Annotated in this window: 23 protein-coding genes and 1 tRNA gene; 17 read left to right on the top strand and 7 right to left on the bottom strand. The window is 64.3% G+C overall.

The features are described from left to right. Positions 1–181: 181 nt before the first annotated feature. Positions 182–264, top strand: a tRNA-Leu gene (locus ABIA30_RS23445). A 264-nt stretch (positions 265–528) separates the two neighbouring features. Continuing rightward, the gene (locus ABIA30_RS23440; protein ID WP_370069869.1) at positions 529–1,446 is read left to right on the top strand and encodes an NAD-dependent epimerase/dehydratase family protein; all 918 of its coding nucleotides are present in this window, start codon (positions 529–531) and stop codon (positions 1,444–1,446) included. 71 nt (positions 1,447–1,517) lie between these two features. Here ABIA30_RS23440 and ABIA30_RS23435 read toward each other — a convergent pair whose 3' ends face one another. Continuing rightward, positions 1,518–2,114, bottom strand: a complete 597-nt coding sequence (locus tag ABIA30_RS23435; RefSeq protein WP_370069867.1) for a TetR/AcrR family transcriptional regulator — start codon at positions 2,112–2,114, stop codon at positions 1,518–1,520. A gap of 81 nt (positions 2,115–2,195) precedes the next feature. Here ABIA30_RS23435 and ABIA30_RS23430 point away from each other — a divergent pair, with 81 nt between their 5' ends. The 3 genes from ABIA30_RS23430 to ABIA30_RS23420 are packed head-to-tail and all read left to right on the top strand — an operon-like array spanning position 2,196 to position 6,212. Further along, a complete protein-coding gene (locus ABIA30_RS23430; protein ID WP_370069865.1) occupies positions 2,196–3,635 on the top strand; it encodes an ABC1 kinase family protein in 1,440 nt (479 codons plus the stop codon). Beyond that, positions 3,632–5,044, top strand: a complete 1,413-nt coding sequence (locus tag ABIA30_RS23425; protein WP_370069863.1) for an ABC1 kinase family protein — start codon at positions 3,632–3,634, stop codon at positions 5,042–5,044. The genes ABIA30_RS23430 and ABIA30_RS23425 overlap by 4 nt, the downstream gene beginning before the upstream one ends. Beyond that, positions 5,031–6,212, top strand: a complete 1,182-nt coding sequence (locus tag ABIA30_RS23420) for a cytochrome P450 (RefSeq protein ID WP_370069862.1) — start codon at positions 5,031–5,033, stop codon at positions 6,210–6,212. Before ABIA30_RS23425 ends, ABIA30_RS23420 begins: the two co-directional genes overlap by 14 nt. 253 nt (positions 6,213–6,465) lie before the next feature. On the opposite strand, the gene ABIA30_RS23415 is transcribed toward ABIA30_RS23420, so the two are convergent. Further along, entirely contained in the window at positions 6,466–7,101 is a 636-nt protein-coding gene (locus ABIA30_RS23415) for a TetR/AcrR family transcriptional regulator (protein WP_370069860.1), read from the bottom strand. A gap of 86 nt (positions 7,102–7,187) precedes the next feature. Between ABIA30_RS23415 and acpM the strand changes: the two genes are divergently transcribed. Continuing rightward, positions 7,188–7,490 carry a meromycolate extension acyl carrier protein AcpM gene (gene acpM, locus ABIA30_RS23410; protein ID WP_370069858.1) on the top strand — a complete coding sequence of 101 codons (303 nt, stop codon included), beginning with the start codon at positions 7,188–7,190 and terminating at the stop codon, positions 7,488–7,490. A gap of 301 nt (positions 7,491–7,791) precedes the next feature. On the opposite strand, the gene ABIA30_RS23405 is transcribed toward acpM, so the two are convergent. Further along, the gene (locus tag ABIA30_RS23405; protein WP_370069856.1) at positions 7,792–8,295 is read right to left on the bottom strand and encodes a DinB family protein; all 504 of its coding nucleotides are present in this window, start codon (positions 8,293–8,295) and stop codon (positions 7,792–7,794) included. 329 nt (positions 8,296–8,624) lie between these two features. Here ABIA30_RS23405 and ABIA30_RS23400 point away from each other — a divergent pair, with 329 nt between their 5' ends. The 4 genes from ABIA30_RS23400 (at position 8,625) to ABIA30_RS23385 (ending at position 11,932) form a co-directional block, all read left to right on the top strand. Next, positions 8,625–9,134, top strand: a complete 510-nt coding sequence (locus tag ABIA30_RS23400; protein WP_370069854.1) for a hypothetical protein — start codon at positions 8,625–8,627, stop codon at positions 9,132–9,134. Positions 9,135–9,167: 33 nt separating this feature from the next. Continuing rightward, entirely contained in the window at positions 9,168–9,935 is a 768-nt protein-coding gene (locus ABIA30_RS23395; RefSeq protein WP_370069852.1) for a cytochrome P450, read from the top strand. Between the two features lie 106 nt (positions 9,936–10,041). Further along, positions 10,042–10,833, top strand: coding sequence for a class I SAM-dependent methyltransferase (locus ABIA30_RS23390; protein ID WP_370069850.1), 792 nt, complete (start codon positions 10,042–10,044; stop codon positions 10,831–10,833). 112 nt (positions 10,834–10,945) lie between these two features. After that, entirely contained in the window at positions 10,946–11,932 is a 987-nt protein-coding gene (locus ABIA30_RS23385) for an NAD(P)H-dependent flavin oxidoreductase (RefSeq protein ID WP_370069848.1), read from the top strand. A 27-nt stretch (positions 11,933–11,959) separates the two neighbouring features. Here the strand turns inward: ABIA30_RS23385 and ABIA30_RS23380 are convergent, their stop codons facing one another. Continuing rightward, on the bottom strand, positions 11,960–12,619 hold the full coding sequence (locus tag ABIA30_RS23380; RefSeq protein ID WP_370069846.1) for a phosphate uptake regulator PhoU: 660 nt from the start codon (positions 12,617–12,619) through the stop codon (positions 11,960–11,962). Between the two features lie 354 nt (positions 12,620–12,973). Between ABIA30_RS23380 and ABIA30_RS23375 the strand changes: the two genes are divergently transcribed. Further along, positions 12,974–14,140 (top strand): diguanylate cyclase domain-containing protein, encoded by a 1,167-nt coding sequence (locus ABIA30_RS23375; protein WP_370069844.1) that lies wholly within the window; start codon positions 12,974–12,976, stop codon positions 14,138–14,140. A gap of 61 nt (positions 14,141–14,201) precedes the next feature. Here the strand turns inward: ABIA30_RS23375 and ABIA30_RS23370 are convergent, their stop codons facing one another. Both ABIA30_RS23370 and ABIA30_RS23365 read right to left on the bottom strand, forming a co-directional pair. Further along, on the bottom strand, positions 14,202–14,498 hold the full coding sequence (locus tag ABIA30_RS23370) for a hypothetical protein (RefSeq protein WP_370069842.1): 297 nt from the start codon (positions 14,496–14,498) through the stop codon (positions 14,202–14,204). 288 nt (positions 14,499–14,786) lie between these two features. Continuing rightward, positions 14,787–15,938 carry a diguanylate cyclase domain-containing protein gene (locus tag ABIA30_RS23365; protein WP_370069840.1) on the bottom strand — a complete coding sequence of 384 codons (1,152 nt, stop codon included), beginning with the start codon at positions 15,936–15,938 and terminating at the stop codon, positions 14,787–14,789. Between the two features lie 269 nt (positions 15,939–16,207). Here ABIA30_RS23365 and ABIA30_RS23360 point away from each other — a divergent pair, with 269 nt between their 5' ends. Next, positions 16,208–17,254 carry a diguanylate cyclase domain-containing protein gene (locus ABIA30_RS23360; protein WP_370069838.1) on the top strand — a complete coding sequence of 349 codons (1,047 nt, stop codon included), beginning with the start codon at positions 16,208–16,210 and terminating at the stop codon, positions 17,252–17,254. Between the two features lie 51 nt (positions 17,255–17,305). Here ABIA30_RS23360 and ABIA30_RS23355 read toward each other — a convergent pair whose 3' ends face one another. After that, entirely contained in the window at positions 17,306–18,811 is a 1,506-nt protein-coding gene (locus ABIA30_RS23355) for a S1C family serine protease (protein WP_370069836.1), read from the bottom strand. A 174-nt stretch (positions 18,812–18,985) separates the two neighbouring features. Here ABIA30_RS23355 and ABIA30_RS23350 point away from each other — a divergent pair, with 174 nt between their 5' ends. From ABIA30_RS23350 to ABIA30_RS23330, 5 genes are all read left to right on the top strand, one after another. Beyond that, positions 18,986–19,780 carry a sulfite exporter TauE/SafE family protein gene (locus tag ABIA30_RS23350; protein WP_370069834.1) on the top strand — a complete coding sequence of 265 codons (795 nt, stop codon included), beginning with the start codon at positions 18,986–18,988 and terminating at the stop codon, positions 19,778–19,780. Positions 19,781–19,875: 95 nt separating this feature from the next. After that, positions 19,876–21,579 (top strand): metallophosphoesterase, encoded by a 1,704-nt coding sequence (locus tag ABIA30_RS23345; RefSeq protein WP_370069832.1) that lies wholly within the window; start codon positions 19,876–19,878, stop codon positions 21,577–21,579. Between the two features lie 54 nt (positions 21,580–21,633). Continuing rightward, entirely contained in the window at positions 21,634–23,283 is a 1,650-nt protein-coding gene (locus ABIA30_RS23340) for a serine/threonine-protein kinase (RefSeq protein ID WP_370069830.1), read from the top strand. A 44-nt stretch (positions 23,284–23,327) separates the two neighbouring features. After that, positions 23,328–23,951, top strand: a complete 624-nt coding sequence (locus tag ABIA30_RS23335; RefSeq protein ID WP_370069828.1) for a helix-turn-helix domain-containing protein — start codon at positions 23,328–23,330, stop codon at positions 23,949–23,951. Next, positions 23,948–24,601, top strand: coding sequence for an enoyl-CoA hydratase-related protein (locus ABIA30_RS23330; RefSeq protein ID WP_370069826.1), 654 nt, complete (start codon positions 23,948–23,950; stop codon positions 24,599–24,601). Before ABIA30_RS23335 ends, ABIA30_RS23330 begins: the two co-directional genes overlap by 4 nt. Positions 24,602–24,613: the final 12 nt, after the last annotated feature.

Here is a 24,613-nt window from a genome sequence, read left to right as displayed (position 1 = left end):
GCGCATTGCGAGGCGACACCACTGTTACTGATGGTATCGGCCCATCCTGGGATTTCGTGACCTACAGAACTCTGAGAATCCGGTATGCGCTGGTCAGCGACCTTTCCCCGGGCCGTCGCGGTGGCCTGCAGGCGATTTGGAGTCGGGGGTGGGTGTAGTGATACGCTCTCCCGGTCATTCAGGGCGAGTGGCGGAATGGCAGACGCGCTGGCTTCAGGTGCCAGTGTCCTTCGGGACGTGGGGGTTCAAGTCCCCCTTCGCCCACAAAATAGCGGTTCGACGAACTGCGACGCTTACGGTCACGGACTCGAAAGAGGTCGTGGCCTTTGTGTTTTGCCGGAAAGTTTGTCATTGGGCGATCAGGACCTGGGCGACCCCATGGATTCGCCCGCAGGCTCGCGCGTCCACGATGACCAGATCGGACGTTTCAGAGTCTGAGCGGGAGTGGCTCCCATCTCGGATCAGACCCGATCTTCGGGCGGATACCCTCAAATCGGTCAGCCGGTAGATGCCAGCTCGGGGGTGCGCATGCGGGTATTTGTGACAGGCGGTACGGGCGCCATCGGCGGTTATGCGGTGCCCGCGCTCGTCGCCGCCGGCCACACCGTGACCGCGCTGGCTCGCACCGCGGCAAAGGCCGAGGTTCTGCACAGTCAGGGAGCGGTCACTGCTGAGGTGTCGCTGTTTGATCGTGCCGGACTCGTAGAGGTTTTCCGCGGACATGACGCGGTCGTGAATCTGGCCTCGGCGCTGCCGCCTCCGGAGCGATTCATCATGAAATCGGCGTGGACCGAATGCCTGCGCGTCCGCGCCGAAGGGTCGGCTGCTGTTGTCGACGCGGCGCTGGCGTCCGGCGTCCGGCGCGTTGTCCAAGAGTCGGTCGCGATGATCTACCACGATGGCGCAGACCACTGGATCGACGAGGATTGGCCCGTCGACCGTTATCCGATCGCCGCGGGTAATCACGCCGCCGAGTTCAGCGCGCGGCGTTTCGCCGAATCAGGAAGTGGCGCAGTCATTTTACGATTCGGATTGTTTTACGGCGCGGGCGCCGCCCATAGCGAGCAGATCTTGAACCTCGCACGTCGACACATCGCATTCCAGGCGGGTCGGCCCGAAAGCTATATGTCATCGATCCATCTCGCCGATGCCGCCGCTGCGGTCGTCGCCGCGCTCGAATGTCCCGCGGGCATCTACAACGTCGTCGACGATGAGCCGGTCACCAAGCGACAGAACACCGCCGCGCTGGCCGGAGCCGTGGACGCCGCGGCTTGGCTTCGCGGGCCAGGCCGACTCGCACTGCTGCTTGGTGAGCGCACTACGTCGATGACTCGATCGCTGCGGGTGAGCAACGCGCGTTTCCGCACAGCCACCGGGTGGTCTCCGCGTTATCGCAGTGTGCGAGAAGGCTATCGATCGATGGCTCAGACGGCCGCATCGTCATGATCGGCGAGCCGAACGAGCCTGGCGGGAAGAGACGTCTGATCGCGGCCGGCGCGTTGATGGGTAGATTCGGGTCAGCTCAGGGCTTGGACACGTCCGGCGAAAGTGGCAGTCCATTCTTTCAGGTACTCGGCATCCGACGCGGGTGCCGATGAGCGGCGGAAGAGGTTGGCGGCGAAGCGTTCTCCAAGGAGGCTATTAACGCTGAGTGAGGCGAGAACCTTTGTCAGTTTCGGTGATGCCCGTGGGGCCCAGGCGCTGATCCAACCGTTCAGTTCGTCGCACAGTCCGTCGACGAGCGCGGCGTACGCGGTGTCAAGCCTCTCGGACAGTCCCGCCGGTGTGCGGGCGGCGATCTGCAGCAGCTCGCTTTCCTGGTCGATCACGGTGAGCAGGTAACGCCCCAACACGGTCAGCTCGCTGTGGAGGTCACCGAGGCCGGCGAACAATGCGCGGATATCGGCCATGGCTGAGCGACGGTCTAGCTGGCGGTCGATCCCGGCGGAAAGTAGCGCATCTTTGGATTTGAAGTGCCGGTACAACGCACCCGACCCCGCCGACAGGCCGGCCGCAGCCTCGATCTGGGAGACGCTGGTGGCTTCAAAACCTTTGTCGCTGAACAGTTTCATCGCCTCGGTCACCAGCCGTTCACGGGTAGGCGCGGCTGCCATCGTTGACCTCCTGCAAGTGATCACTTACTGTAAGTATGGATCCACTGTACTACGCGAGTTCGACCAAGTGGGAGCGATCCGATGCCACATCACGACACGCCAGTGCCGAAGGGCAGACTGCGCCGGACGATGCCCCTGGCCGGGTTCACCGCCCGCGCTGCAGGTGGCCGATTGGTGGCCGGACTGCGCGAACGAGGTGGCGATGACGGTGCAGTACAGCGGTTCCACGAACGCACCGCCGAGCGGTACACCGACTTGCTGGGGCACTCCAAAGGCGCGCTGATGAAGGCCGGTCAAATTCTCTCGATGGTAGACAGCAGCGCGGTGGGCACCGGTGGCTTCGCGCCATACCAAAAGGCGCTCTCCCGGCTGCAATCGAACGCGCCAACGATGCCCGGGGCCCTGGTAGAGGCGGTACTCCAAGACGAACTCAACTGCGGAACCGAGCATTTCGCCGAGTTTGACACCGAGCCAATTGCTGCCGCCTCGGTCGGGCAAGTCCATCGAGCTGTTCTGCGCGACGGTCGTCAAGTGGCTGTGAAGATTCAGTACCCGGGTGTGGCACAGGCAATCCGGAACGATCTTGCCAACGCGGAATTGCTCACCACGTTCATGAGGTTCGTGATGGCAGCGTCAGGCATGGTGGTGACTGATCTCCGCGGAGCGGTCGCCGAAATCGCGGCGCGCATCACCGAGGAAGTCGACTACCGGCACGAGGCGTCAATGATCACGCGGTTCGCTGACCTTTATCGCGGCCACCCCTTCATCCGGGTCCCTGAGGTGATCTGGGAGGCGTCGGGCGACCGGGTGTTGACCATGACTTACCTCGATGGCGTGGACTTGGCGACTGCCAGGCTCGTGGATCAGGATCTGAAAAACAGGTGGGCAGAGGTGGTCTTCCGGTTCGTCAACAGTAGTGGCAGACATGCCAATCTGGCCCAGGTCGACCCGCATCCCGGTAATTTCCGTTTCCATCCCGATGGCACAGTCGGATTCATCGACTTTGGTTGTGTGCAAGTCGCCGACGAGCGACAGCGATGGCTATATGTGGCATTGATGCGCGCTGGAATCGAGGCGCGTTACGACGATTGCCGAGCACTGATGATCGAGATGGGAGTGATACCTGCCGAATCAGCGTTGAGCGACAACAGTTTTCGACAATTGGTATTGGATATGACCGACCAGTTCACCCGGCCGCAGCCGGTGACCTACGGTCCGGACATGGTCGCGCAGAGTGTTAGGGCGATGTTTGGCGACGAAGACTTTATGCCGGCCACTCACGTGGAGGTGACGCGCGACTTCGTGTTTCTCCCGCGGATTTTGGTTGCCTGCAACCACATTGCCGCACGGTTGGGGGCAACGGTTCCTGCGCGGTCCATCATCGATGATCTCGACGGAGTCGCCGAACCCACAACCGAGCTCGGTAGGCAGCACCACGTGTGGAGGCGCGAACGCGGATTACCCTGCGGCTTGGACCACCACACGGCCGAGCCGAAATCGACTCGCCTGGAGGCGCGATGAACCCCTCGGACAATTTTGTGCCCCGCGGCCGGGTCCGCCGCACCATGCCGCTGGCTGGGTTCACCGCCCGTGCCGCCGGCGGCCGTCTGGTTGCGGGGCTACGGGAACGTGCCGGTAACGACGGAGCGGTCGAACGGTTCATCGAACGCACCGCCGAGCGGTACACCGACTTGCTCGGGCACTCCAAAGGCGCGCTGATGAAGCTCGGCCAGTTGTTGTCGATGGTCGACACCGGCGGACTCGGCACCGGCGGGTTTGCGCCCTACCAACAAGCCCTGACCCGGCTGCAGGCCTCCGCTCCGTCGATGGCGCCCGAACTGGTACGCGAGATTCTCAGAACCGAATTCGGCTCTACTGCAGCATACTTCGCCGACTTCACCCACACACCGATCGCCGCCGCGTCGATCGGACAGGTGCACCGGGCGGTACTACACGACGGCCGCCAGGTTGCAGTCAAGATCCAATACCCTGGCGTGGCGGACGCTATACGCCACGATCTGGCCAACACCGAACTGGTGGCCACGTTCCTGCGCTTCGCCACGTCGGCGTCAGGCATGGTGTTCGACCCGCGTGACATCGGTCGTGAGTTGACCATCCAGATCGCCGAAGAGCTCGACTACCGCCGCGAAACGGCCATGATGACGATGTTCAGCGACTTGTACCGCGGCCACCCGTTCATCCGGGTCCCGGAGGTCATCGACGACGCATCCACCGACCGGGTCATCACGATGACCTACCTCGACGGGATGGACTGGACCGCAGCACGCCAAGCCGATCAGGATCTGAAAAACACCTGGGCAGAAACGATATTGCGATTCGCGTGGGGCAACTTCCGGCACGCCAATCTGTTGCACGCCGACCCGCACCCGGGCAACTACCGCTTCCACCCCGATGGCACCGTCGGCTTCGTGGACTTCGGCTGCGTCAAGATCCTTCCTGAAGACAAGCGCCGACAGTGGGTTTCGGTGGTGCGCAACATCATCGAAAACAACAAGAATGAGCTGCGCTCCAACCTTGTGGCTGCCGGATTCATCGCGGCCGATTCGTCGCTCACGGCAGGCGATGTCCATGCCTTCTACGCGCAAGTGTTCTACGAGCTGATCGCCGAGCGGCAACCGGTCACCTACACGCCCGACAGTGGCGCCCGAACCACGCGCTGGCTGTTCGGCCTCGACTCTGCCAATCCCCTGACCCGGATGTCGGCACCAGCTGACTATGTGTTCGCCCCGCGGGTCCAGCAAGCACTGACCAACATCTGCGGTGGGCTCAGCGCCACGCTGCATGTGCGGTCGATCAACGACGACATGGACGGCGTCGCCGAACCCACCACCGAACTCGGCAAAAAACATCACGCGTGGGTGCGCGACCGGGGGCTGCCCTTCGGATTGGACCACCATGACCACCCCTAAACTCGCTACCCCTCAGCTGCCGTGGGACGCCGCTGACCCCTACCCGTTCTATGAGGCACGTCGCCGCGGTGGCGAGGTTGTCTGGGATGACACCGCGCAGGCCTGGCTGGTCCTGGGTTACCAGGCGGCCCGAGAAGTGCTCACCGGAGCCAACTGGACCAGCGATCCCCGCGCGAACATGGCCGTAGCCGGTGCGCCAATGCTGTTCAACACTGCCTTCGCCGAAGCCAGCATGCTGTTCACCGACGGGCCCGCCCACGAGCGGCTGCGCGGCGCGGTCCGCGACGTGTTTTCCCGCACATTCATCAGCCACCTCGCCGGCGGCATCGAATCCATCTGCCACGACACGGTTTCCACGATTCCCGCCGACCAGACCTTCGACGCGATGTCGCAGATCGCCCTGCCCCTGCCGATCGCGATCATCGGCGCCTGGTTGGGTCTGGACGCCGACCAATGCACAGCACTACGTGAGCACTCCCCCGGCATCATCCGCATCCTCGGCGGTATCACCGACGAAGCCGAACTTAAACACGGCATCGGTGCAGCGGCGGCACTGATGACCGTCATGCTGCCCGCGGCCGCCGATCGGCGCACCCACCCTGGCGACGACCTGCTCAGCTTCATCGCCGCCGACCCCAACCTCACCCTCGACGAAGTCGTTATCACGGCGATCCTCATCGCGGTCGCCGGACACGAAACCACCGCAAACTTGCTCGGCGCCAGCCTCATCCGACTCCTCGCCCCTGCTCTCGACGGCACCCGCGTCGCCGACCAGATCGACCCTGACGACCCCGCGGTACTTACCGAACTGCTGCGCCTGGACAGCCCGGTGCAGGCCGCCGCCCGCACCGCGATCGCGGACCAGACAGTCGCTGGCGTCGATATCAATTGCGGTGAAACGGTTCTCGTGTGCGTGGCGGCGGCCAACCGTGATTCCGGCGTTTACACAGATCCAGACCAGTTCCGTGCTGGCCGGCCCGGACCCGCCCCGCTGACTTTCGGGCACGGCGCCCACTACTGCCTCGGCGCCCCGCTCGCGAGGCTGGAAACCACCACTGCGCTGCGCCACATTTTGGTCCGACAGCCCGTCCTCGCCGGTATTCCCACCTGGCGCGACAGCCCTGCCATCCGGGGACCGTTGACCGTGCCGATCCGATTCGACCGGTGAGACGATGGTCGCCGTCGAAGGCGGCTTGGCCCGCCTAAGATCACGGTTCGAATTGAGCTCGCTTCGATGGCGCGCAAGGATCGCGCGGCAGCGAGAGCAACTCGCCACTGGCAGCGCGTCGGGCCGGCCCGACGCGAAACGGGCTACGCAACCGCACTTCCACGGTGAGCACGAAGCCCTTTTCCGGGATGCAGCTATGCAGCGCGAGATGTACCGGCTGTGAGGATGTTGCGCGCTATGGCGGGTACACGAATCATCCTGCGCTGGGCCGTTTGAGTCCTTCCAGGGCACAAAGGATGACCGTCTCGGCGTCGGCGGTCGCCGTCGTCGGGTCGGCTGCATCGGTGATGTAAAGGACGGCGTTGTAGAACATGCTGAAGAAGAGTTCGACGGTGGCTTCAATCGGCACCGGGCGCGCGTGGCCGTTGGCCACCAACCCTTCGAGTGCTGCACGCAGGAACGGCAGAGTCTGCTGCTCGTTGAGTTCGCGCACACGCTCCCATCCCAAGACGCTGACCACCTGGCGCAACAGTGCCCGCGCATCATCGTCCGCGACGTAGCTGCGCAGGAACAGACCAATCGCGTTCTCCACCTTTGGCCATGGGTGCCCGTCGGACCCGGTGGGCATCGCCTCGATGACTTTGGCGGTGATGTCTTGCTGGCTGGCCCGGAACAGTTCGGTGAAGATCGCTTGTTTGTCGCGGAAATGGTGGTACACCGCGCCTTTACTGGCTTGGGCCACCCGGGCGATCTCATCGACCGAGGTCGCGTCGAAGCCGTTGGAGACGAACAACGTTTTGGCGGCATCAAGTACCGCTTCGCACGTGAGTGCGGCATACCTGTCGCGCCGGCTGACCTTGACGTCGCTCACCATCGCGTCCACACTCATTGACTGATCGTCGCATACCGACTCATAGTTGGTCAACGATTGGGCGTTTGCCAACGGAGCGGCGCCGTCGAATAGAGAGGCTCCACATGACCATCACCCAAGAGGAACTGATCGCCGGAATCGCTGAGATCATCGAAGAAGTCACCGGGATCGAACCGTCCGAGGTGACGATCGAGAAATCCTTTGTCGACGACCTCGATATCGACTCGCTGTCGATGGTGGAGATCGCAGTGCAGACCGAGGACAAATACGGGGTGAAAATCCCGGACGAAGACCTTGCTGGCCTGCGTACCGTCGGCGACGTCGTCACCTACATTCAACAGCTGGCCGAGGAGAATCCCGAGGCTGCCGAAGCATTGCGCGCACAGTTCAGCAAGCGCGATGAATGACGGGCTAGCGGGACAATTGCCCCTACGGCCGAGGAAGTCACTAGATCCCTTCTGGGCCAGCGCTCTTCAGAGAGCAGTCGGACCAGTAGCAATCTTCAGAACGCCCAGCGGCGGGAGACGCTAACCGACCGGAGCCCACGTCGTCGACGACGCGTACTTCCGTGTCGGGCCTGTACTTAGCCGGAGGCAGCGTCCATCCCGGTGTACCCGGGTCTCTCGGGTCGGGCTACCTGGCCGCCGGGGCAGTCACTGCGGACCTCGGACTGAACCGATGGTGGCCCGAACCAGATCTCACCGCAGGCTAGACGGTGGCTGCGTGTATCTGTTCGGCGAGGATGTCGGCGTGACCAGCGTGTCGGGCGAACTCGGCGATCATGTTCACGTAGATGAATCGGAGGCTCACCCTGCCGACCAGACGATGAACACCGCTGTCGTCCAGCGTGTATCGCGCGGCGATCTCGTTCGAGCGTGCCCGTGCGGCAGCGTATTCAGCGAGCACATCGGCGAGGGTTTCGTCATCGGTGACGTGGAAACTGGGGTCGCCGCCGGTGGCCGCGTAGCCGTCGCAGTCTTCGACTTTCAGGCCTGCGAGGGTCCGTTGGAACCAGATGCGTTCGGCGACTGCGCAATGCTTGATCAGTGAGATCGGTGTGGTCAGCGATGGCACCAGCTTTTGGCGAGCCTGGGCGTCTGACAGCTGCTGGACGGCTCGGACAAGTTCGTCGCGGTTGAGTTCAAGGGTGTTCTCCAGCAGTTCGCGTTCGTCTCCGGTGAACGGGCGTCCGGCGTCGAGTGCTGCGGTCATAGCTAACTCCTGTTGTATTGAGTGTTGTTGAGGCGATTGAATTTTGGTGTGTGAGAGGCGGTAGGGATGGTGCCGGTCTCGGCAGTGTTGCCGCTGAATGTGAGGTGACCGACGATGGCGGCGCGGAGATTTGCGACTCGACAGGATGGCAACGCCGCGACTGGTGCAAACCCAGGGTGGCCCGTGATCACAAACCATTGGCAGGAGGCGTTCGGCTGCCAGCCGGTGCTGTGGGTGAATCTCCCGGAGAGATCTGATGTTTCGGCGGCCAATGCCGATATTCGCCGATAGCATTTCCGTAGTCAACTTGCGGGGGCAACAACGTGAATGTGGACTTCAAGACTCGGTCACACTGGCTGATGGGATATGGGCTGCCCCGTGCGACGCTGAAGCTGCTCGCCCGCCGGGGTGATCCGTTTTCCCAGCTGTTGCTCGATGACGACCGGCCTGATCGCGTGTATCCCCTGATTGAGCAGGTTCGCCAGCGGGGACGTATGTCGCCGGTGTTCAGGGGTAACGCGTGGGCCACCGCTGATCTGAAGCTTGTTCGTGAGGTCTTGCGCGACAACAGATTTCGAACAGCTAAGCCGCAGGACCGGTCTCCGTTCCGTACCGTCCAGCAGCTGCTCGAGAAAACCAATCCCGGTGTGCTCAATCCGGTGGAGCCACCGTCGCTGCTCATGGTCGACGCACCCGAGCATGCGCGACTACGACGCCTGGTGTCGCGGGCATTTACCCCTAAAGCGATCGATGGGCTTGGACACCGCATCCGTGAGGTTGCCGACGGCCTGCTCGACGAACTCAGCGACAGCCGTGACTGCGACTTGGTCGCAAACTAAGCTTCGCGGATCCCCATCGAGATCATCGCCGACATGCTGGGAATCCCCCGCAAGGAAACACCTCACCTTTACGAATTCGGCGACTCTGCCTCCAAACTGATTACCACCACAGCACCGTCCTGGCGCAACTTCCGGACCGCCATCGCAGCATTGCGCGAGTTCGAAAACTACCTCGCTATGCACATCGAGCGCCTCCGCGGCAGAAACACTGATGACAGCATTCTGTCTGCGGTCCTCCAGGACACGGAGCTCACCGATTTCGAGGTCAGGATGTTCGCGGGGTTATTGCTGGGGGCTGGGTTCATCACCACCGCTCATCAATTCGGCAATGCAGTCGTAGCGCTGGTCAGTCACCCGGATCAGCTGGGCCGGCTCCAGACAGATCCGGAGGGCTGGCCCAACGCCGTCGAGGAAGCATTGCGCTACGACTCCGTCTCACAAATCGGAGTGCGGGTGGCCACTGAAGAACTTCAGCTCGACGGTCACACCGTGCGAAGGGACACGGCCATCTTCTTGCTTATCGCCGGCGCCAACCGTGATCCGGCCGTTTTCGAACACCCAGACGAGTTCGACACTGCCCGTGCCAACGCCCGCGATCACGTCAGCTTCGGCACCGGTGTCCATGTCTGCCTAGGCGCTCCATTGGCTCGCATGGAATTGCAGATCGGCCTGCGAGCACTATTCGAACGATTCCCCGAGCTGGTACTCGCCGGCGCGCCGACGATGAACGACAGCTCGCTGTTGCGAGGAATGAACCATTTGCCTGTGTCCCTCGGACCCGCAAGGATCAGCCATGGCTAATCATATTGCAGTGGAGGGGAATTCAAAACATATGACGCTGCAGCACCGCAACAATCTCGTCCGCGCATCCCGCCGTAATTCCCGTCGCGGGGATTAGCGTTGTGTCATGAGTGAGGTTTCACCGAGCGATCCGCACTACACGCTGCCCAACGACTGGGATTTCGCTGACGAGCGCCTCGCGTTGCTAGGCGCAGCCTACGACCCGGAAAGCATTGCACTGGCCGAGCGACTGGGCGTGCGCGCGGGCAGCCGATGCCTGGAAGCAGGCGCAGGCGGCGGGTCTTTCGCGCGATGGCTCTGCGACACCGCCCTGCCGGGAGGTCGGGTGCTCGCTGTCGATGCTGACCCACGCCACCTCACAGACCTGCCCGACCGTGGCGGAGAGGTAGCCCAACTCGACCTTGTCTCGGGAGAACTTCCGAGAGGCCAATTCGATTTCGTACACACAAGATTCGTGCTCCTGCATATCGCGCAACGGGAGGCCGTCCTGGAGCGTTTGGTAGGGATGCTGGCACCCGGTGGTGTCTTGCTCGTTGAAGAAGGCGATGGGCTCGGTGTGCTCGACGAGATGCCGGGGCCGTTTGGGCACGTGTGGCGGGCGTTTGCCCGTTCGACGGAAATTGCTGGCGCCGATCAGTCGTGGGCCCGGAGGGTGCCGGCGCAATTGGAATCGCTGGACCTTGTCGATGTGCAAGCCAGCGCCGAGATTCAGATGTTCCGTGGCGGTTCAGCGCTCGCCCGGATGTGGAGCCTGACCTGGACCCAGGTCCGTAGCGCTCTGGTCGGGCACGGCGTTTCGTCCGGCGTCATTGCCGATGCGCAGGCAGAGCTGGCAGATGATCGGCGATGGTTCTACGCACCGCCCACGGTCCGGACGTGGGCCAGGGCGCGCGAATAGCGTTTCGTAACAGGGTAAGTGGGATCCCGTCGTTGCGATCCATGGTTGATTCGCGCGGCGCGGAATCTCGGCCACGGCGTCACAGTAACGACGACGGGCCTAGGGTGGCGTTGTGGACCTGCTCGATCGGCTCAAGATCGATCATCGAGTGGCACAGGCCGGCATGGGAAATATGGCCCCCGCGGCGTTGGCCGCTGCCGTCGCCCGTGCCGGAGGCTTGGGCACCATCGGAATGTGTGGGCCCTCGATGTTGCCCGCGGCCATCGATCGGGTGCGCCAGGAAGCGCCCGGCCGTGCGGTGGCGGCCAATCTACTGATGCCCTTCGCCCGGGCGGGCCACGTTGACGCCTGCATCAAGCACCGGGTCGACGTCGTAGTCCTCGCGTTCGGTGGCGATAGCGCTCTCGTTCAACAACTACGTGATGCCAAGATCATGGTCTTCATTCTCGTTGGCACCGAAGAGCAGACTCGGACAGCCTTTGACCTGTGGGGCGCAGACGGCGTGATTGCCCAGGGCAACGAGGCGGGTGGCCACCTTGTGGGGCGCGGACCAGCACGCGCCTTCCTGCCCGCGGCCCTCGCCATCGCAAGGGGGCGGCCTGTCCTGCTGGCCGGTGGTATCGCGGACGCCGCGGACACGCGGGTGGCCCTGGCTGCCGGCGCTGCCGCGGTGGTTGCGGGCACGCGATTTCTGCTGACCGATGAATCGGCCGCCCATGTTGAGTATCAACGACGAATTATGAATGCCGACAAGACAATTGAGACCACGCTGTTCGGACTCGGATGGCCCGCACCGCACCGCGTGATCCCCAACGACGCAACCCGCCGCTGGTGCCGCCCCGACGGGACTGCGAAGGCTCTCCCGGCGATGATCAACGCCAGAAGTGCCGCCCTCGCTCGTCTGGCGCCCGAGGAACCGGGAGACGGTGCGATTCTTCGGCTACAACGGCCGGCGTTCCCGTTCTTCAGCCCGGCAGCCCCGACCAAGGGCGTACCGGATCACTGGGTCGAACGATCGGCGCTGTACGCAGGCGAGTCGGCCCGGCGTATCGGCTCAGTCGTCAGCGCGGCGGAAGCCGTCGCGTCGCTTGCGCCCTAACGGCGACCGCGTAGTGAAATTACGACCTCAGGTAGGCGTTCTTCGCCTCCAGGCCGGACCGCCTGCGGGCGGCGTGCCGACGCGGCCGGCAATCTGCACGGCGTGGTCGGCAAATCGTTCGTAGTAGCGGCTCAACAACGTCGCGTCGACCGCGGCCGTAGTGCCATGCGGCCAGTCCTGTTCCAGGACAAAGGAAAACACCCGTCGATGCAATGCATCGAGGGCATCGTCGCGGGCGGCCAACTCGGCGCCTTGATCACCGTCGCCACGTTGCACGGCGGCACCTGCATCGCTCGCGAGGCGCACGGCGATGAGGCCCATCGCGGCGAACGATCCCCGTAGTTCGGCGGGGACGGCGTGGGCCGGATGGCGGCGCCTGGCGATCCTCGCGATGTGCAACATCAGCGCACTCATCCGCTGAACATCGGCGACACTTTTCAGCAGGCTCAGCGCCACGCGCTGATCGTCGATTGGCGCGCGCAGGGCCAGCGCGTTGAATGCTGTGGCTTCGAGCCGACCGCACTCGTACGCGATGTCATTCTGGCGGCCCAGCACCTCTTCGGCCAGCACCAGATCCGCCGTCGACAACGACACCGTGGCCTGCCTCATCGACTCACCCACCAGATCGCACAGTTGAGAGACCCCGGTCGTGAGGGTCTCCAGATGGCCGTGAAATGTCGTCGGCATTGACCTGTGCCCTCCTTTCGGCACCACCTGCTGTGCGCTCGGCTGCTTGGGTTGAGTCCGCCCGATCGGTGATGCACTCCGCTGAGACCCAAATATAGTTCGTACTATTCGTATGAATCCTGACAAGGTTGTCGCGGTCGGTGAAGCCTAGGCGTCGCCCCGAGTCCCTCGGGGCCCTACGGACAGTCGGCAAAATTAGCCACATTCAGAACTCAACGGCAATGACGTGCTTTTCTTCCATCCGTAGACATAGCTATTGCTGGCTGCTAGCGTGCGAGTTATCGGGCGGGGGATGTCGGCGCCCAAAATTTCTCATCGCGAACGGGGACCGATGTGTTGGCAAAGCTGCGCAGCTTGGCAGCGGTTGCCCCGTCGGCGCGCAGTTGGTGGTCCGAGCCTGTCGACTACGACACGCAGATCGGTTACTTCGCCCAGCGCGGGTTGCTCGATGGGGTGCAACTGCTGGTCGGGGGGTGCGCGGCGCTGCTAGCGGCGATCTCGGTCGTCATCCAATTCTCCCCGGCGGGACCCCACACGACCCCGTCGCGCGCCGTCTCATTGGTATTCGCCGCATCGGCGCTCGTATGGGCATTGGTGTGGTGGTTCGGACGTTGGCCGTCGCGATCGGTGTCCATCGCATTCATCGTCTACGCGGACGTCGGGATAGCCACCGTCGCGCTGCTGGACTCCAATCGCCTCGCCGGCTTCTTCGGCCTGAACGCGCTGCTCCTCATCTCGGCCTACGTCAAGTTCTTTGAAGGACCGAAAAGCCTTGCCCTACATACACTCTGGACTCTCATCGCGACTTGCGCATTCGCGGTCACCATCGCTTTTGGCCCACATGGTGATCCGTATCTCGCGGCCGCGAAGACGCTGGCAGCGGTCGGCTCGTTTGTTGTGCTGCCGGCGGTCGTCCAATTCGGTATCTGGGTGCTGCGCAATGACGCCAACGACTCGATCACCGACCAGCTCACCGGGCTGCTCAACCGTCGCGGCCTGAACCTACGGATCGGACACCTGCTGACCCACCACCGCGGTGAGACCGACGCGGGCGCGTGCCTCCTGGTGATGGTGATCGACTTGGACCGTTTCAAGGGCATCAACGACCGCTTCGGTCACGCGGTCGGCGACGCTGTTCTGGTACGCAGCGCTCGCAGAATCGTCCAGGCCTCGCGTCCAGATGCGCTGGTCGCCAGGGTCGGTGGTGAGGAGTTCGTAGTCGTCGACGTCGTTTCACTGAAGTACGTCACGGGTATCAGTGACCGCGTCCGGGGCGCCATCGCGGAAGCCGCGGATGAGGCTCCTGTGACGGCCAGTGTCGGCGTCGCGACCGTTGCACTGGAGGACATCTCTCACCGGGACGCCGACGTGCAGGGCCTGCTCGGCGCCGCGATCGACTGCGCCGACCAGGCGATGTTCGCGGCGAAGCGCACCGGCGGTGACGCCGCCATGCGACGGCCATTGCTCGTCGAAGGTGAGCCGGACTGCGACTGCGTCGGCGCACGCCTGAACGACGTGTGAGCCCCGGCGGCCCGATCCTGAGCCGCCGGAGGCACGGACGCGGTTGCGCGTCCGGGAGGTCTTAGTGCGGCGCCTTGACCCTCGGGGCCGCAAAAGTGATCGCGGGTTCGGTTCCCGCGACCGAGGGCATCTGTTCGGTCGGGCCGACGGTGGTCGCGCCCATGGACATGGCGGGTTGGGTCGGCGAGGTGTACTCCGGATCGCTGCCGTGGCGGGTCCGTTGTGCCGACGTGGTGTCATCGGTTCCTGGGGACAGCAGCGCCGCCGCGATGAGCGCGAGTGCCGCGGTCCCGCCGACCAGGGCGCTGACCGGCTTCGTGCGCTCTGTGGACGCAAAGCGGTGCCAGGTGAACGTCATGTGCTGCCTTCCGATGAGCCAGGTGTGCCATACGCACAGGTTGTTTGCGCCGTCGATGCTGGGCGAACCCGTCTCACCGCCGAATGGCGTTTACGAGTATGTCAATTGGTCGTTGAGAAATCGCTGAGAAGCAGGTAGTAATACCCTTTCAGGTGCGGATAGCTGGAATGACGCGATCAAGGGGCCTGCTTGGTCCGAAAAGCTGATCTTGATCGCGAAGGTCAAGAAATTTGCTGGAAGTTCACTACCGAGCGACTCGGACGTATTGTCGACGCTGGGGTGTCGGCGTCACTGACCCACTGAGATCCGGTTGCGCCCGCCGACTTTGGCTTTGTACAGAGCCTTGTCCGCCGCATCGAGCAGGGCATTCAACTGTGATCCGGAGTTGCCGGCGGTGATGCCGAAACTCGCGGTCACTGTGGTGATTTCGCCGCGCAGCTCGACGGGTTGGGAGGCCATCCGGATCCGCGCGGACTCGGCCCACTCGACCGCCGACTCCAATCCGGTGTGCGGCAGGAGCACGGCGAACTCCTCGCCACCGATGCGACCGACGATCTGGCCCGGCCCCGCGGAATCGAGGAGTATCCGAGCGAAGACGATCAAGATCTTGTCGCCACTGGAGTGTCCCAGGGTGTCGTTGACCGCCTTGAAGTAGTCGAGATCGGCCAGGATCAAGGTGCTGTGCTCGGTGGTTCGCAACGTCGCTTCCGCGCGGCGGTTGAATCCGCGGCGGTTGAGTAGGCCGGTCAGTTCGTCACAATCACGCTGTAGCCGCAGTTCACGCGCCATATCGATGACAGTGACCGCCAGCAGCGTGATCATGCAGGCGGGCAGCACGACCGTGCTGGACACGATCAAGCACAGCTCCAAGTGGGAGTGCATGTAGCTGTCCAGGTCTGCTGGCGTCACGAGCTCGCGCGGCACCGTCGAGAATTGCGCCGCCACCACGTCGATGCCAAGCGCGGTTACCAGCGTGACCGTGGCGACCAGCGCCGCCCGGTCGGGGCCGGTCTTCGGGGCGCGCTGCCAGAGCCTCCGCGCCACGATGCTGAGCAGCAGCGCCGTCCCGAGGTTCTGCGTGACGACCCGCCCGACCAAGAGTGGTGTGCCATAGGCGAAATACCAGACGATCACGATCATCGGGACCAGGTATCCGGCCATCGTGCGGCGCGGCAGCCGGTCCGCCACCCGGCGCAACAAGCCGTCGGCCAGTAGGACCATCGCGACAGGGAACAGGACGCCGTGGATAGACGACGCAAGTGCCGCTGTCGACGGCACCGACAGCGCGAGCGTCCCGGCGATATAGCAGCCGATGGCGCCGGCGAAGGCCGCGGCGCAGGCGCGGCTTCGGTCGATGGCCCAGACGACGACGAAGAGCAGTCCGATGCCCGCCATCGCGAACGACCCGAGGTCGACCGCGAGCAGCCAGTCCTGAGACATGACCACTCTCCTAGCTAACTACGTGAACCGAAATCCGCTTAACGATCCTTGCATTTCCAGTGGTTTGTACCAGATAATCGCGCATATATTCTGCTCAACGTTCGTTGTTGGCAAGCATCTGGGCAAACGCTGCGAATCGTTGACCGAGATCCGCGGCCGTCTGGTATCGACGATGTCGGAGGCGCCGGTCCCGGCACAGCGTCTGCTTATTTGTGACCGGGTCTCCCGACCTCAGTAATATGTCGATGGTGCTGGACTGGGGTGCAAGGATGGCCGAATTCACAGATGCCGACTACCTCCGTGGCATGGAACGCTTGGTCCTCGCAGTGCAGGAGTTATCGCTGGCGCGCAGCCTGGCTGACATTCAGTGCATTGTCCGAACCTCAGCCCGTGAACTCCTTGGCTGCGACGGAACGACCTTCGTCCTGCGCGACCACGACAAGTGCTACTACGCCGACGAGGATGCGATCGCCCCGCTGTGGAAGGGCAGTCGCTTCCCGATGGCCACCTGCGTCAGCGGGTGGGTCATGCTCAACCGCACCGCCGCGGTGATCCCCGACATCTACGTCGACCCACGAGTCCCCCACGAGGCGTACCGTCCGACCTTCGTCAAGTCATTGGCGATGGTGCCCATCCGGAAACTGGACCCGGTCGGGGCGATCGGCGCGTATTGGGCAGTGCAGCGTCAACCATCGGAGCGAGAGGTCTCCCTGCTGCAGGCCCTCGCCGATTCGACCTCGATCGCCATGGAGAACGTGCGGGTCTACTCGGAGTTGGAACAGCGGGTGCGCGAGCGCACCGTGGCGCTGGAGCGGGCCAATGCGGCGATTCACAAGCTCTCGCTCACCGATGATCTGACCGGACTGTGCAATCGCCGCGGCTTCTATCTGCTGGCCGAATCGGCTCTGCACTCCGTTCATCACAACGGTCGGCGGTGTCTGCTGGCTTTCATCGATGTCGATGGTCTGAAACAGGTGAATGATCAGCACGGCCATGAGGTCGGCGATGCGCTGCTGGCCGATATCGGCAAGTTGTTGCGTGAGACTGTGCACGAATCGGAATTCGTGGCCCGGATCGGTGGCGACGAGTTCTGCGTGCTGTTACCCGGATACGGTGCTGAACCAGAATTGTTGCGCCAGCGAATTATTGGTGCTTTCGACCGCTTCAACGCGGCGACCGCCCGGCCGTTCCGGCTGTCGGCCAGTATCGGTCTTGTGCAGACGCAACTAGGCGTCGCGAGCACGTTGGACGAATTGCTCAACCGGGCCGACAAGCTGATGTATGACGACAAGAAGAAGCGGGCCGCAACGCGGTGACGAAAAGGCCCGGCGCCCCATGAGGAGGTACCGGGCCTTCGATCTCGTTGTCTACGACTGCATTTGGCCCAGTGTGACTTGCACGGTGTGGGAGCCACCGGACGGGTCGTTGAAGGTCAGCGCGACGTTGTCGCCAGGAGCCTTGGAGCGGACCGCGGCGATCAGGGCATCGGGGCCGTCGATCGCTTTGTCGTCGACCTTGGTGATGACCGCGCCCTTGGGCAGACCGGCGGCCGCCGCCGGGCTGCCGTCGGCGACTCCGGCCACCGTTGCGCCCTGTGCGTTGTCGTCGGCCGCCAGCTGCACACCCAACGAGGCGTGCTGGACTGTACCGTTCGAAACCAGTTGGTCGGCAATACGTTTGGCCTGATCCACCGGAATCGCGAAGCCCAGGCCGATCGACCCGGCCTGCGCGCCCGCCGACCCCTGACCACCGCCCAGCGAGGCGATCGCGGAGTTCACCCCGATCAGGTCGCCGTTCATGTCCACCAGGGCACCGCCGGAGTTGCCCGGGTTGATCGGTGCGTCGGTCTGGATGGCGCTCATCACCGAATGCTGCCCGGACTGCTCGTCACCGGTGGCCACCGGACGGTCCAGCGCACTGATGATTCCCGTGGTCACGGTGCCCTGCAGCCCCAGCGGAGAACCGACGGCGACGACGCTCTGGCCCACCCGCACGTCCTTGGAGGACCCGATGGAGATGGGGGTCAGCCCGGAGATGTTCTGCACCTTGATGACCGCCACGTCGTCATCGGGGTCGGCGCCGACCACCGTGAACGGCGCGGTGCGGCCGTCCGCGAGGGTCACCGTCGCCTTCACGCCGCCACTGCTGCGGCCCGACGGCGCGGCGCTGCCCGGATCCTGTGCGTCGGGTCCGTCTTGGCCGCCGGGGTCCTGGCTGCCGAAGCTCGGTCCGCCGGGGAGCTGGCCGCCCGGGAACATGCCGCGCGGCAAGTTCGGCATCTGTTGGTTCGGCATCGCCTGGGAAGGCATCGGGCTCCGATTACCCGCGACGTCGGCCACCACGTGGTTGTTCGTCAGGATCAATCCGTCGGAGCTGAGGATGATGCCGGAGCCCTCCTCGCTGGCCTGCCCGGTCTGGATCTGAATCTTGACCACGCTGGGCAAGACCTTGGCGGCAACCTGCTCGACCGAACCCGCCGGCGCGGCATCCCTGGCCGGCGCGGCCGGCGCTGCCTTTGCCGGACCGGGCTTCTGGAGATTTGCCGGAGCCGGGACCTGTGAACCGGACGCCGGATGGTTGAGGTGATCGAAAGCCAGGGTCACACCGACCCCGGCGGTCAAGGCGATGGCAGCAGCGCTGATCACCGCGACACCGGTGCGAGAACGCTTCTGCGGCTGGGTATTTGGCTGCGCGGTCCGCGGTACCTGGAATTGTTGGGTGGCCGCGTTGGAGTACTGGGTGAAGTCGGTCGTGTCGTAGGGCTTCTGGTAGCGGTTCTGGCTCCAGTGCACCGGATTGGGCTGCGGTGTCGCGCTTCTGGGAGACCACGGGGAGTCGTCGCCCTGAGGCGAATAATCCGGCCGGTAGTTCATGGTTAGCTTCCTCTTTCTGGGGACGCCGACGAGTAGTGCGCCGCTCTCGGCGCGTGACTCCACCGTGCCGACGCGATCTGAGGCTTTGCTGAGAATGAGTTCGGTTATGCCCAAGACTTTTTACGGGGCCGTCAGCGTCCCGGCGTTCGGGAAGCTGCCCGTACTGTCCAAGCAGTGAGTCTGGTCCTACTGTTCGGCGTCGGAGTGCTGACCGGCGTCACCACGGTGTTGTTCGGCTTCGGCGGCGGCTTCGTCACGGTCCCTGCGGTGTATGTGCTGGCCGCGGCGTCTGGAAACAGTGACAGTGCCATGCACACCGCAGTGGCGACCTCGACCGCAGTGATGATCGTCAATGCCGGCTCGGCGACTGTCGCGAGCGCACGACAGGGGCGGCTGGCCGAGCAATACCTTTGGCCGATAACCCTGTTCATCGCGGTCGGTGCGGGTCTGGGTGCCTACGCCGCGATTCTGGTGCCGGGTTACGTATTGCACTGGTTGTTCGTGGTGTACATCGCGGTCACCATCGCCGACTGCCTGCTGCGTAGCGGCTTCGTCACCCGGTCGGGTCCCCGTGAGCCGCTCAGTGCGACGCAGAAAACGCTGGGCGGCACGCTGATTGGATGCGTTGCCAGCTTCCTGGGGGTGGGTGGCAGTGTCCTGACGGTGCCACTGTTGCGACGTAAAGGTGTTGATATGGCGACCGCCACCGCCATGGCCAACCCGCTCAGCCTCCCGGTCGCCGTCGTCGGAAGCCTGGTGTACGCCTTCGCGGGGCCGGTCAGCACGACCGCGGGTGAAATCGGGCACATCAATCTGATTGCAGCCGCGTCGTTGCTGGCCGGCTCGTTGCCGACCATCGCGGGACTCAAGCGCATCCTGGCCGGCCGGGCGATCCCTGACCGTGTGCATGCGGTCATGTATGTCGCATTGTTGGGCCTGGTCCTGGTGGCGATGGTGCTCCACCGCTGAAACTCGGCGCGATTGCCCGAGGTGTTCACCACAATGTTCCTATCAGTTCGGCAAGTTGAGTGGCCGGACGGAAAGCTGTGGTCCACCATCGGGGGGTGCCCATGAATCCCCTGGCCGCCGATGGCGAGATCCCCGAGACCGGCATTCCGACCGCCGTCGCATCGGGCCTGACGATGGCCGAGCAGTATGACTGGCATCAGAGCTACCTGCGCCGGCACCGGGTGTCACGACGAAACTTCCTGCGTGGCTCAGCCGCCGCGGCAGCCGTTGCAGCACTGGGTGTTTCACCGTTCGGTCGGCGGGCCTACGCCGAGGGAACGCAACTGGGAGTCGGTAACAGGCACGTGGGCTTCGGTGCAGACGCCTCCGGGCAGCTGCGGTTTGGTGCCCAGCTGTCCCGAAACCCGGGTACCACCAAGGTTTTCATCGACCACGGACCGACTGCGGATCTGGGTGCCACCGCGCAGGCCGAGATCCGAAACCTGATCACCCAGATTCCGTCGAGCGACGGCGGTGTGCTGGCGGCAGAACAGTTCTACGCCCACGTCCCGATCGATGGCTTGCCCGGCGGCACCCCACACTTCTACCGTTGGCGCACCGCTGATGGCTTCGTCAGCGACGTGCTGTCGGCCAGGACCGCGGTGCCGAGCGCACGCAATGCCCTGGTGCCGTTCCGTTTCACCATGATGGGCGATCAGGGCACCGATGAAACCCCAACGCAGCCAGCAGGTTTGAAGCGTGGCGATTACGACGACAGCTACTACAAGTCCGACGACGATCCTGACGTGTCACACACCGTCAACGTCCTCAACCAGATCGTCGCGGCCAGACCGGACTTTCACCTCTTGGCCGGGGACATCGCCTATGCGGATCCGTCCGGGATGGGCCGCCGGCCCTCGTTCGTCCCGTCGGGAAGCAATCCCGCGAGCGGATTCGACAAGTACAACCCGTTCGTCTGGGACGTATACCTGGGCTCGATCGAGGCCAGCGCCGCTACCACCCCGTGGATGTTCGCCACCGGCAATCACGATATGGAAGCCGCCTACTCCCATCACGGTTACGGCGGCCACCTGGCGCGACTGGACTTCCCGGCGAACGGGCCGTCCGGATGCCCGTCGGTGTATTCCTTCACGTACGGCAATGTGGCAGTACTGTCACTGGACGCGAACGACGTGAGCTACGAAATCCGTTCCAACACAGGATATTCCGGCGGCTCACAGAATGGCTGGGTACAGCGCACTCTGGCGGCGCACCGAGCCGACCTGAACGTCGACTTCGTCATCTGCTTCTTCCATCACTGTGCCTACTCGACCACGCAGTCACACGCCAGCGACGGTGGCGTCCGGAACGCCTGGGGTGCGTTGTTCGATCGGTACCAGGTTGATCTGGTGTTGCAGGGCCACAACCACGTGTTCGAGCGCACCGACCCGATCAGGGCGGGCCGGCCGACGACGGCCGCCGGCGACTACTCCACCGTCTACCCGGAAACGGACGGCACCGTCTACTACACCGTCGGCGCCGGCGGCCGGCCGCGCTACGAGTTTCAGCCCGGCGAACGGGAAAGCTACCGCGGCAACGAGATTCCGGATCTTTCGGTGCCGAACAGCTATGTATGGACACCCGACGGCGGTAAACAGGCAGAAGCCGTCGGCTGGTCGCGGGTGCGGTCCCGCAACTACTCCTTCATCAGGGTCGACGTACGCCCCGGACAGCTGCTCAGTGAGATGGACGTGATGGCCGTCGACGAATACGGCCGCGAATTCGACAAGGTCACCTATCGCCGCACGGTGCGCGCCTAGTCCGGGCGACCGGAAACCGTGGCAGGTCAGGCACCTGCCTCTTATGGTTAGCCCGTGGATGGGACACCGTTCGGCCGCTACCGGCTGGTGGAGCTGCTGGGCCGCGGCGGCATGGGCGAGGTGTGGAAGGCCTACGACACCACGATGAAGCGGGTGGTCGCGATGAAGGTGCTACCACCGAACTTCGCCGACGACGAGCAGTACCAGGTGCGGTTCCGCCGAGAAGCCCACGCGGCCGCCGGGCTCGATGAGCCGCACATCGTCCCCATCCACGATTTCGGCGAGATCGATGACCGGCTCTACGTGACGATGCGGTTGATCGACGGAAAGACCGTCCAACAACTACTCACCGACGGACCGCTGACACCGGAACGGGCGGTGTCCATCATCGAACAGATGGCCGCCGCGCTGGGTGCCGCGCACGGCGTCGGGCTGATACATCGCGACGTCAAGCCCGCGAACATCCTGGTGACCCCGGACGACTTTGCCTACCTCATCGACTTCGGCATCGCCCGGGCCGCCGACGAGACCAAGCTGACCAGCACCGGTGCCACCATCGGCACCGTCGCCTATATGGCACCCGAGCGCTTCACCACCGACCGCGCCGACGCGCGTTCCGACATCTACGCGCTGACATGCGTGCTGTACGAGTGCCTGACCGGGATGCAGCCGTTCCCGGGGGACAGCGTGGAACGGCAGATCACCGGCCACCTCTACCAGGAGCCACCGCGGCCATCGACGATGCGGGCGGGGATCTCGACGCAGATGGACCACGTCATCGCGTGCGGGATGGCCAAGGATCCCGACCGGCGTTTTGCCACGACCAAAGACCTGGCGACGGCCGCCCGCGCCGCGCTGAGCGCACCTGTTCTGCCGGTTCAGCCCGCCCCGCCGTCGGCGCCGGCTTGGGCCGCCGCGGTCCCCTACCCCGCCACCAACCCGACCGCGTACGCAGCGAGCGCGCACACACAGCACGCCGCCCCGGCGGGGCCACCGTCGTGGTCGGCGCCGCCCACGACGAACGGTCAACCACCGCAACGGTGGTGGCGAAACCCTGCGGTCGTGATCGTGGCGGCGTTGTTGGCTGTCATCGTGATTGCGGCCGCCGTGATCGTGGTCGCGGTCTGGCCCCAGGGTGATCGCTCAGTTGCGACGAATGAGACCAGCGGGCAACGCTTTTCGCCGACGTCGGAGGCGAACACATCGGGGTCGGACCCGCAATCGTCGGAATCGGCCGCGAGTACGTCCGCCGCGCCCGCCACCCCGGCGGGACCCGGCGAACTCCAGTCCGCCGACGGTCTGACCAACCTGCTGGCGACCATCCGCGCCAAGTTCGGGGACACCATGGGATTCAAGCTGGTGGTCTACCCCGATTACGCGATCATGGACCGGGCCGATCCGAAGAACAGCCACCTCGATCAGAGCTACATGTACCGCGGAGGTTGGAGCAACTGGGCGCCCGATTCGACGACCAGCTCCTTCGACGTGCTGGTCGATCTCGGCGCGTTCAACGTGCCTGCGGTGGCCGCCACGTTGGCCAACGCGCCCGGAGCCCTTGGCGCGCCCGGCGGCACCGGGACCTACCTCATCGTCGAAGGTGAGGACGGCGGCGGCCTGGGCCTGGCAATCCATTCCACAGCCCCGGGTACCGGCTATATGCAGGTCAACCCGGACGGCAGCGTGAAGCAGATCTATCCGCCGTAGCCCGCCGAATAATAACAGAGCGATTGCTCTGTTATGGTGGTGCGGTGCCCCGCCCGCGCGTATACGAACTGGACTCGGTGCTCGACGCCGCCGAGTCCCTGGCCGGACAGGCCGGTGCCGCAGGTGTGACGACGCGCGCGGTGGCCGCGGCGGCGGGAGTGTCCAACGGCGCGATCTACCACAATTTCGGGTCCCGGGCCGAGCTTGTCGCCCGCACCTGGTTGCGTGCGGCCGGCCGATTCCTTGATGTACAAACCGAATTGGTAGACGAGGTGCTTGCAACACCTGGTGTCGATCCGGTGGAGGCGGTGGTGGCCGCTGCCGACGCCCCGGCCGAATTCGCGCACCGGCACCCGCAGTCCTCTCGGCTGCTGTGGCGCATCCCCCGGGATCAATTGCTCGCGCCCGACCTGTCGGAGAGTCTGTCCGCCGAGCTCGGTGCGCTCGAATCCGACCTGATCGCGCTGATGATCAGGCTGTCGATGCTGCTCTGGGACCGGCGGGACGGCGTGGCCGTCGACGCCGTCACCCTCTGCATCGTCGACTTGCCCACGTCGATCATCTTGTCCCGCAACAGAATCACCAATACCTGGGCGCGCGACCGGTTGAAAGCCGCGGTGCGGGCCGTGCTGGCCGAAGAACCCACGAAAAGGAGCAAGAAATCATGACGATCAACCTGACCTATCAGGAAAACATCGCGATCCTGAACCTCGGCGACGACGAAAACCGTTTCAGCTTGGGCTTTCTCGACGATATCAACGCCGTGCTCGACGACGTACAGGCCAACGCACAGGGATTGGTCACCACTGGTGCCGGCAAGTTCTACTCCAACGGCCTGGACCTGGATTGGCTGATGGCGCACGGTGACCAGATGCAGTGGTACGTGGGCCGGGTGCACGCTCTGTTCTCCCGGGTCCTGACCCTGCCGATCCCCACGGCGGCGGCGGTCAACGGACATGCCTTCGGCGCCGGCGCGATGCTGGCCATGGCCCACGACTACCGGACCATGCGCGCCGACCGCGGCTTCTTCTGTTTCCCCGAGGTCGACATCCATATCCCGTTCACCCGCGGCATGGCGGCGTTGATCCAGTCCAAGCTGACCCCGCAGGCCGCGATCGCGTCGATGACCACCGGTCGGCGCTTCGGTGGTGACGATGCCGCGCGGTATGGCCTGGCCGACGCTGCGGCTGCCGAAGATGCGGTGGTCGCGGATGCGATCGCCATGCTGATTCCGTTGGTGGGTAAGGACTCTGGGACCCTGGGCGCGATCAAGGCGACCATGTTCGCCTCAGCGGTGGAGGCCCTGGCAGCAGACTAGTCGGCCCCGTGC

Origin of the sequence: Mycobacterium sp. MAA66, from assembly GCF_041261665.1 — a bacterium.
Taxonomy (GTDB): Bacteria; Actinomycetota; Actinomycetes; order Mycobacteriales; family Mycobacteriaceae; genus Mycobacterium.
The sequence above is the reverse complement of the archived record's forward strand: the minus strand, read 5'-3'. Positions and strand labels throughout refer to the sequence as shown.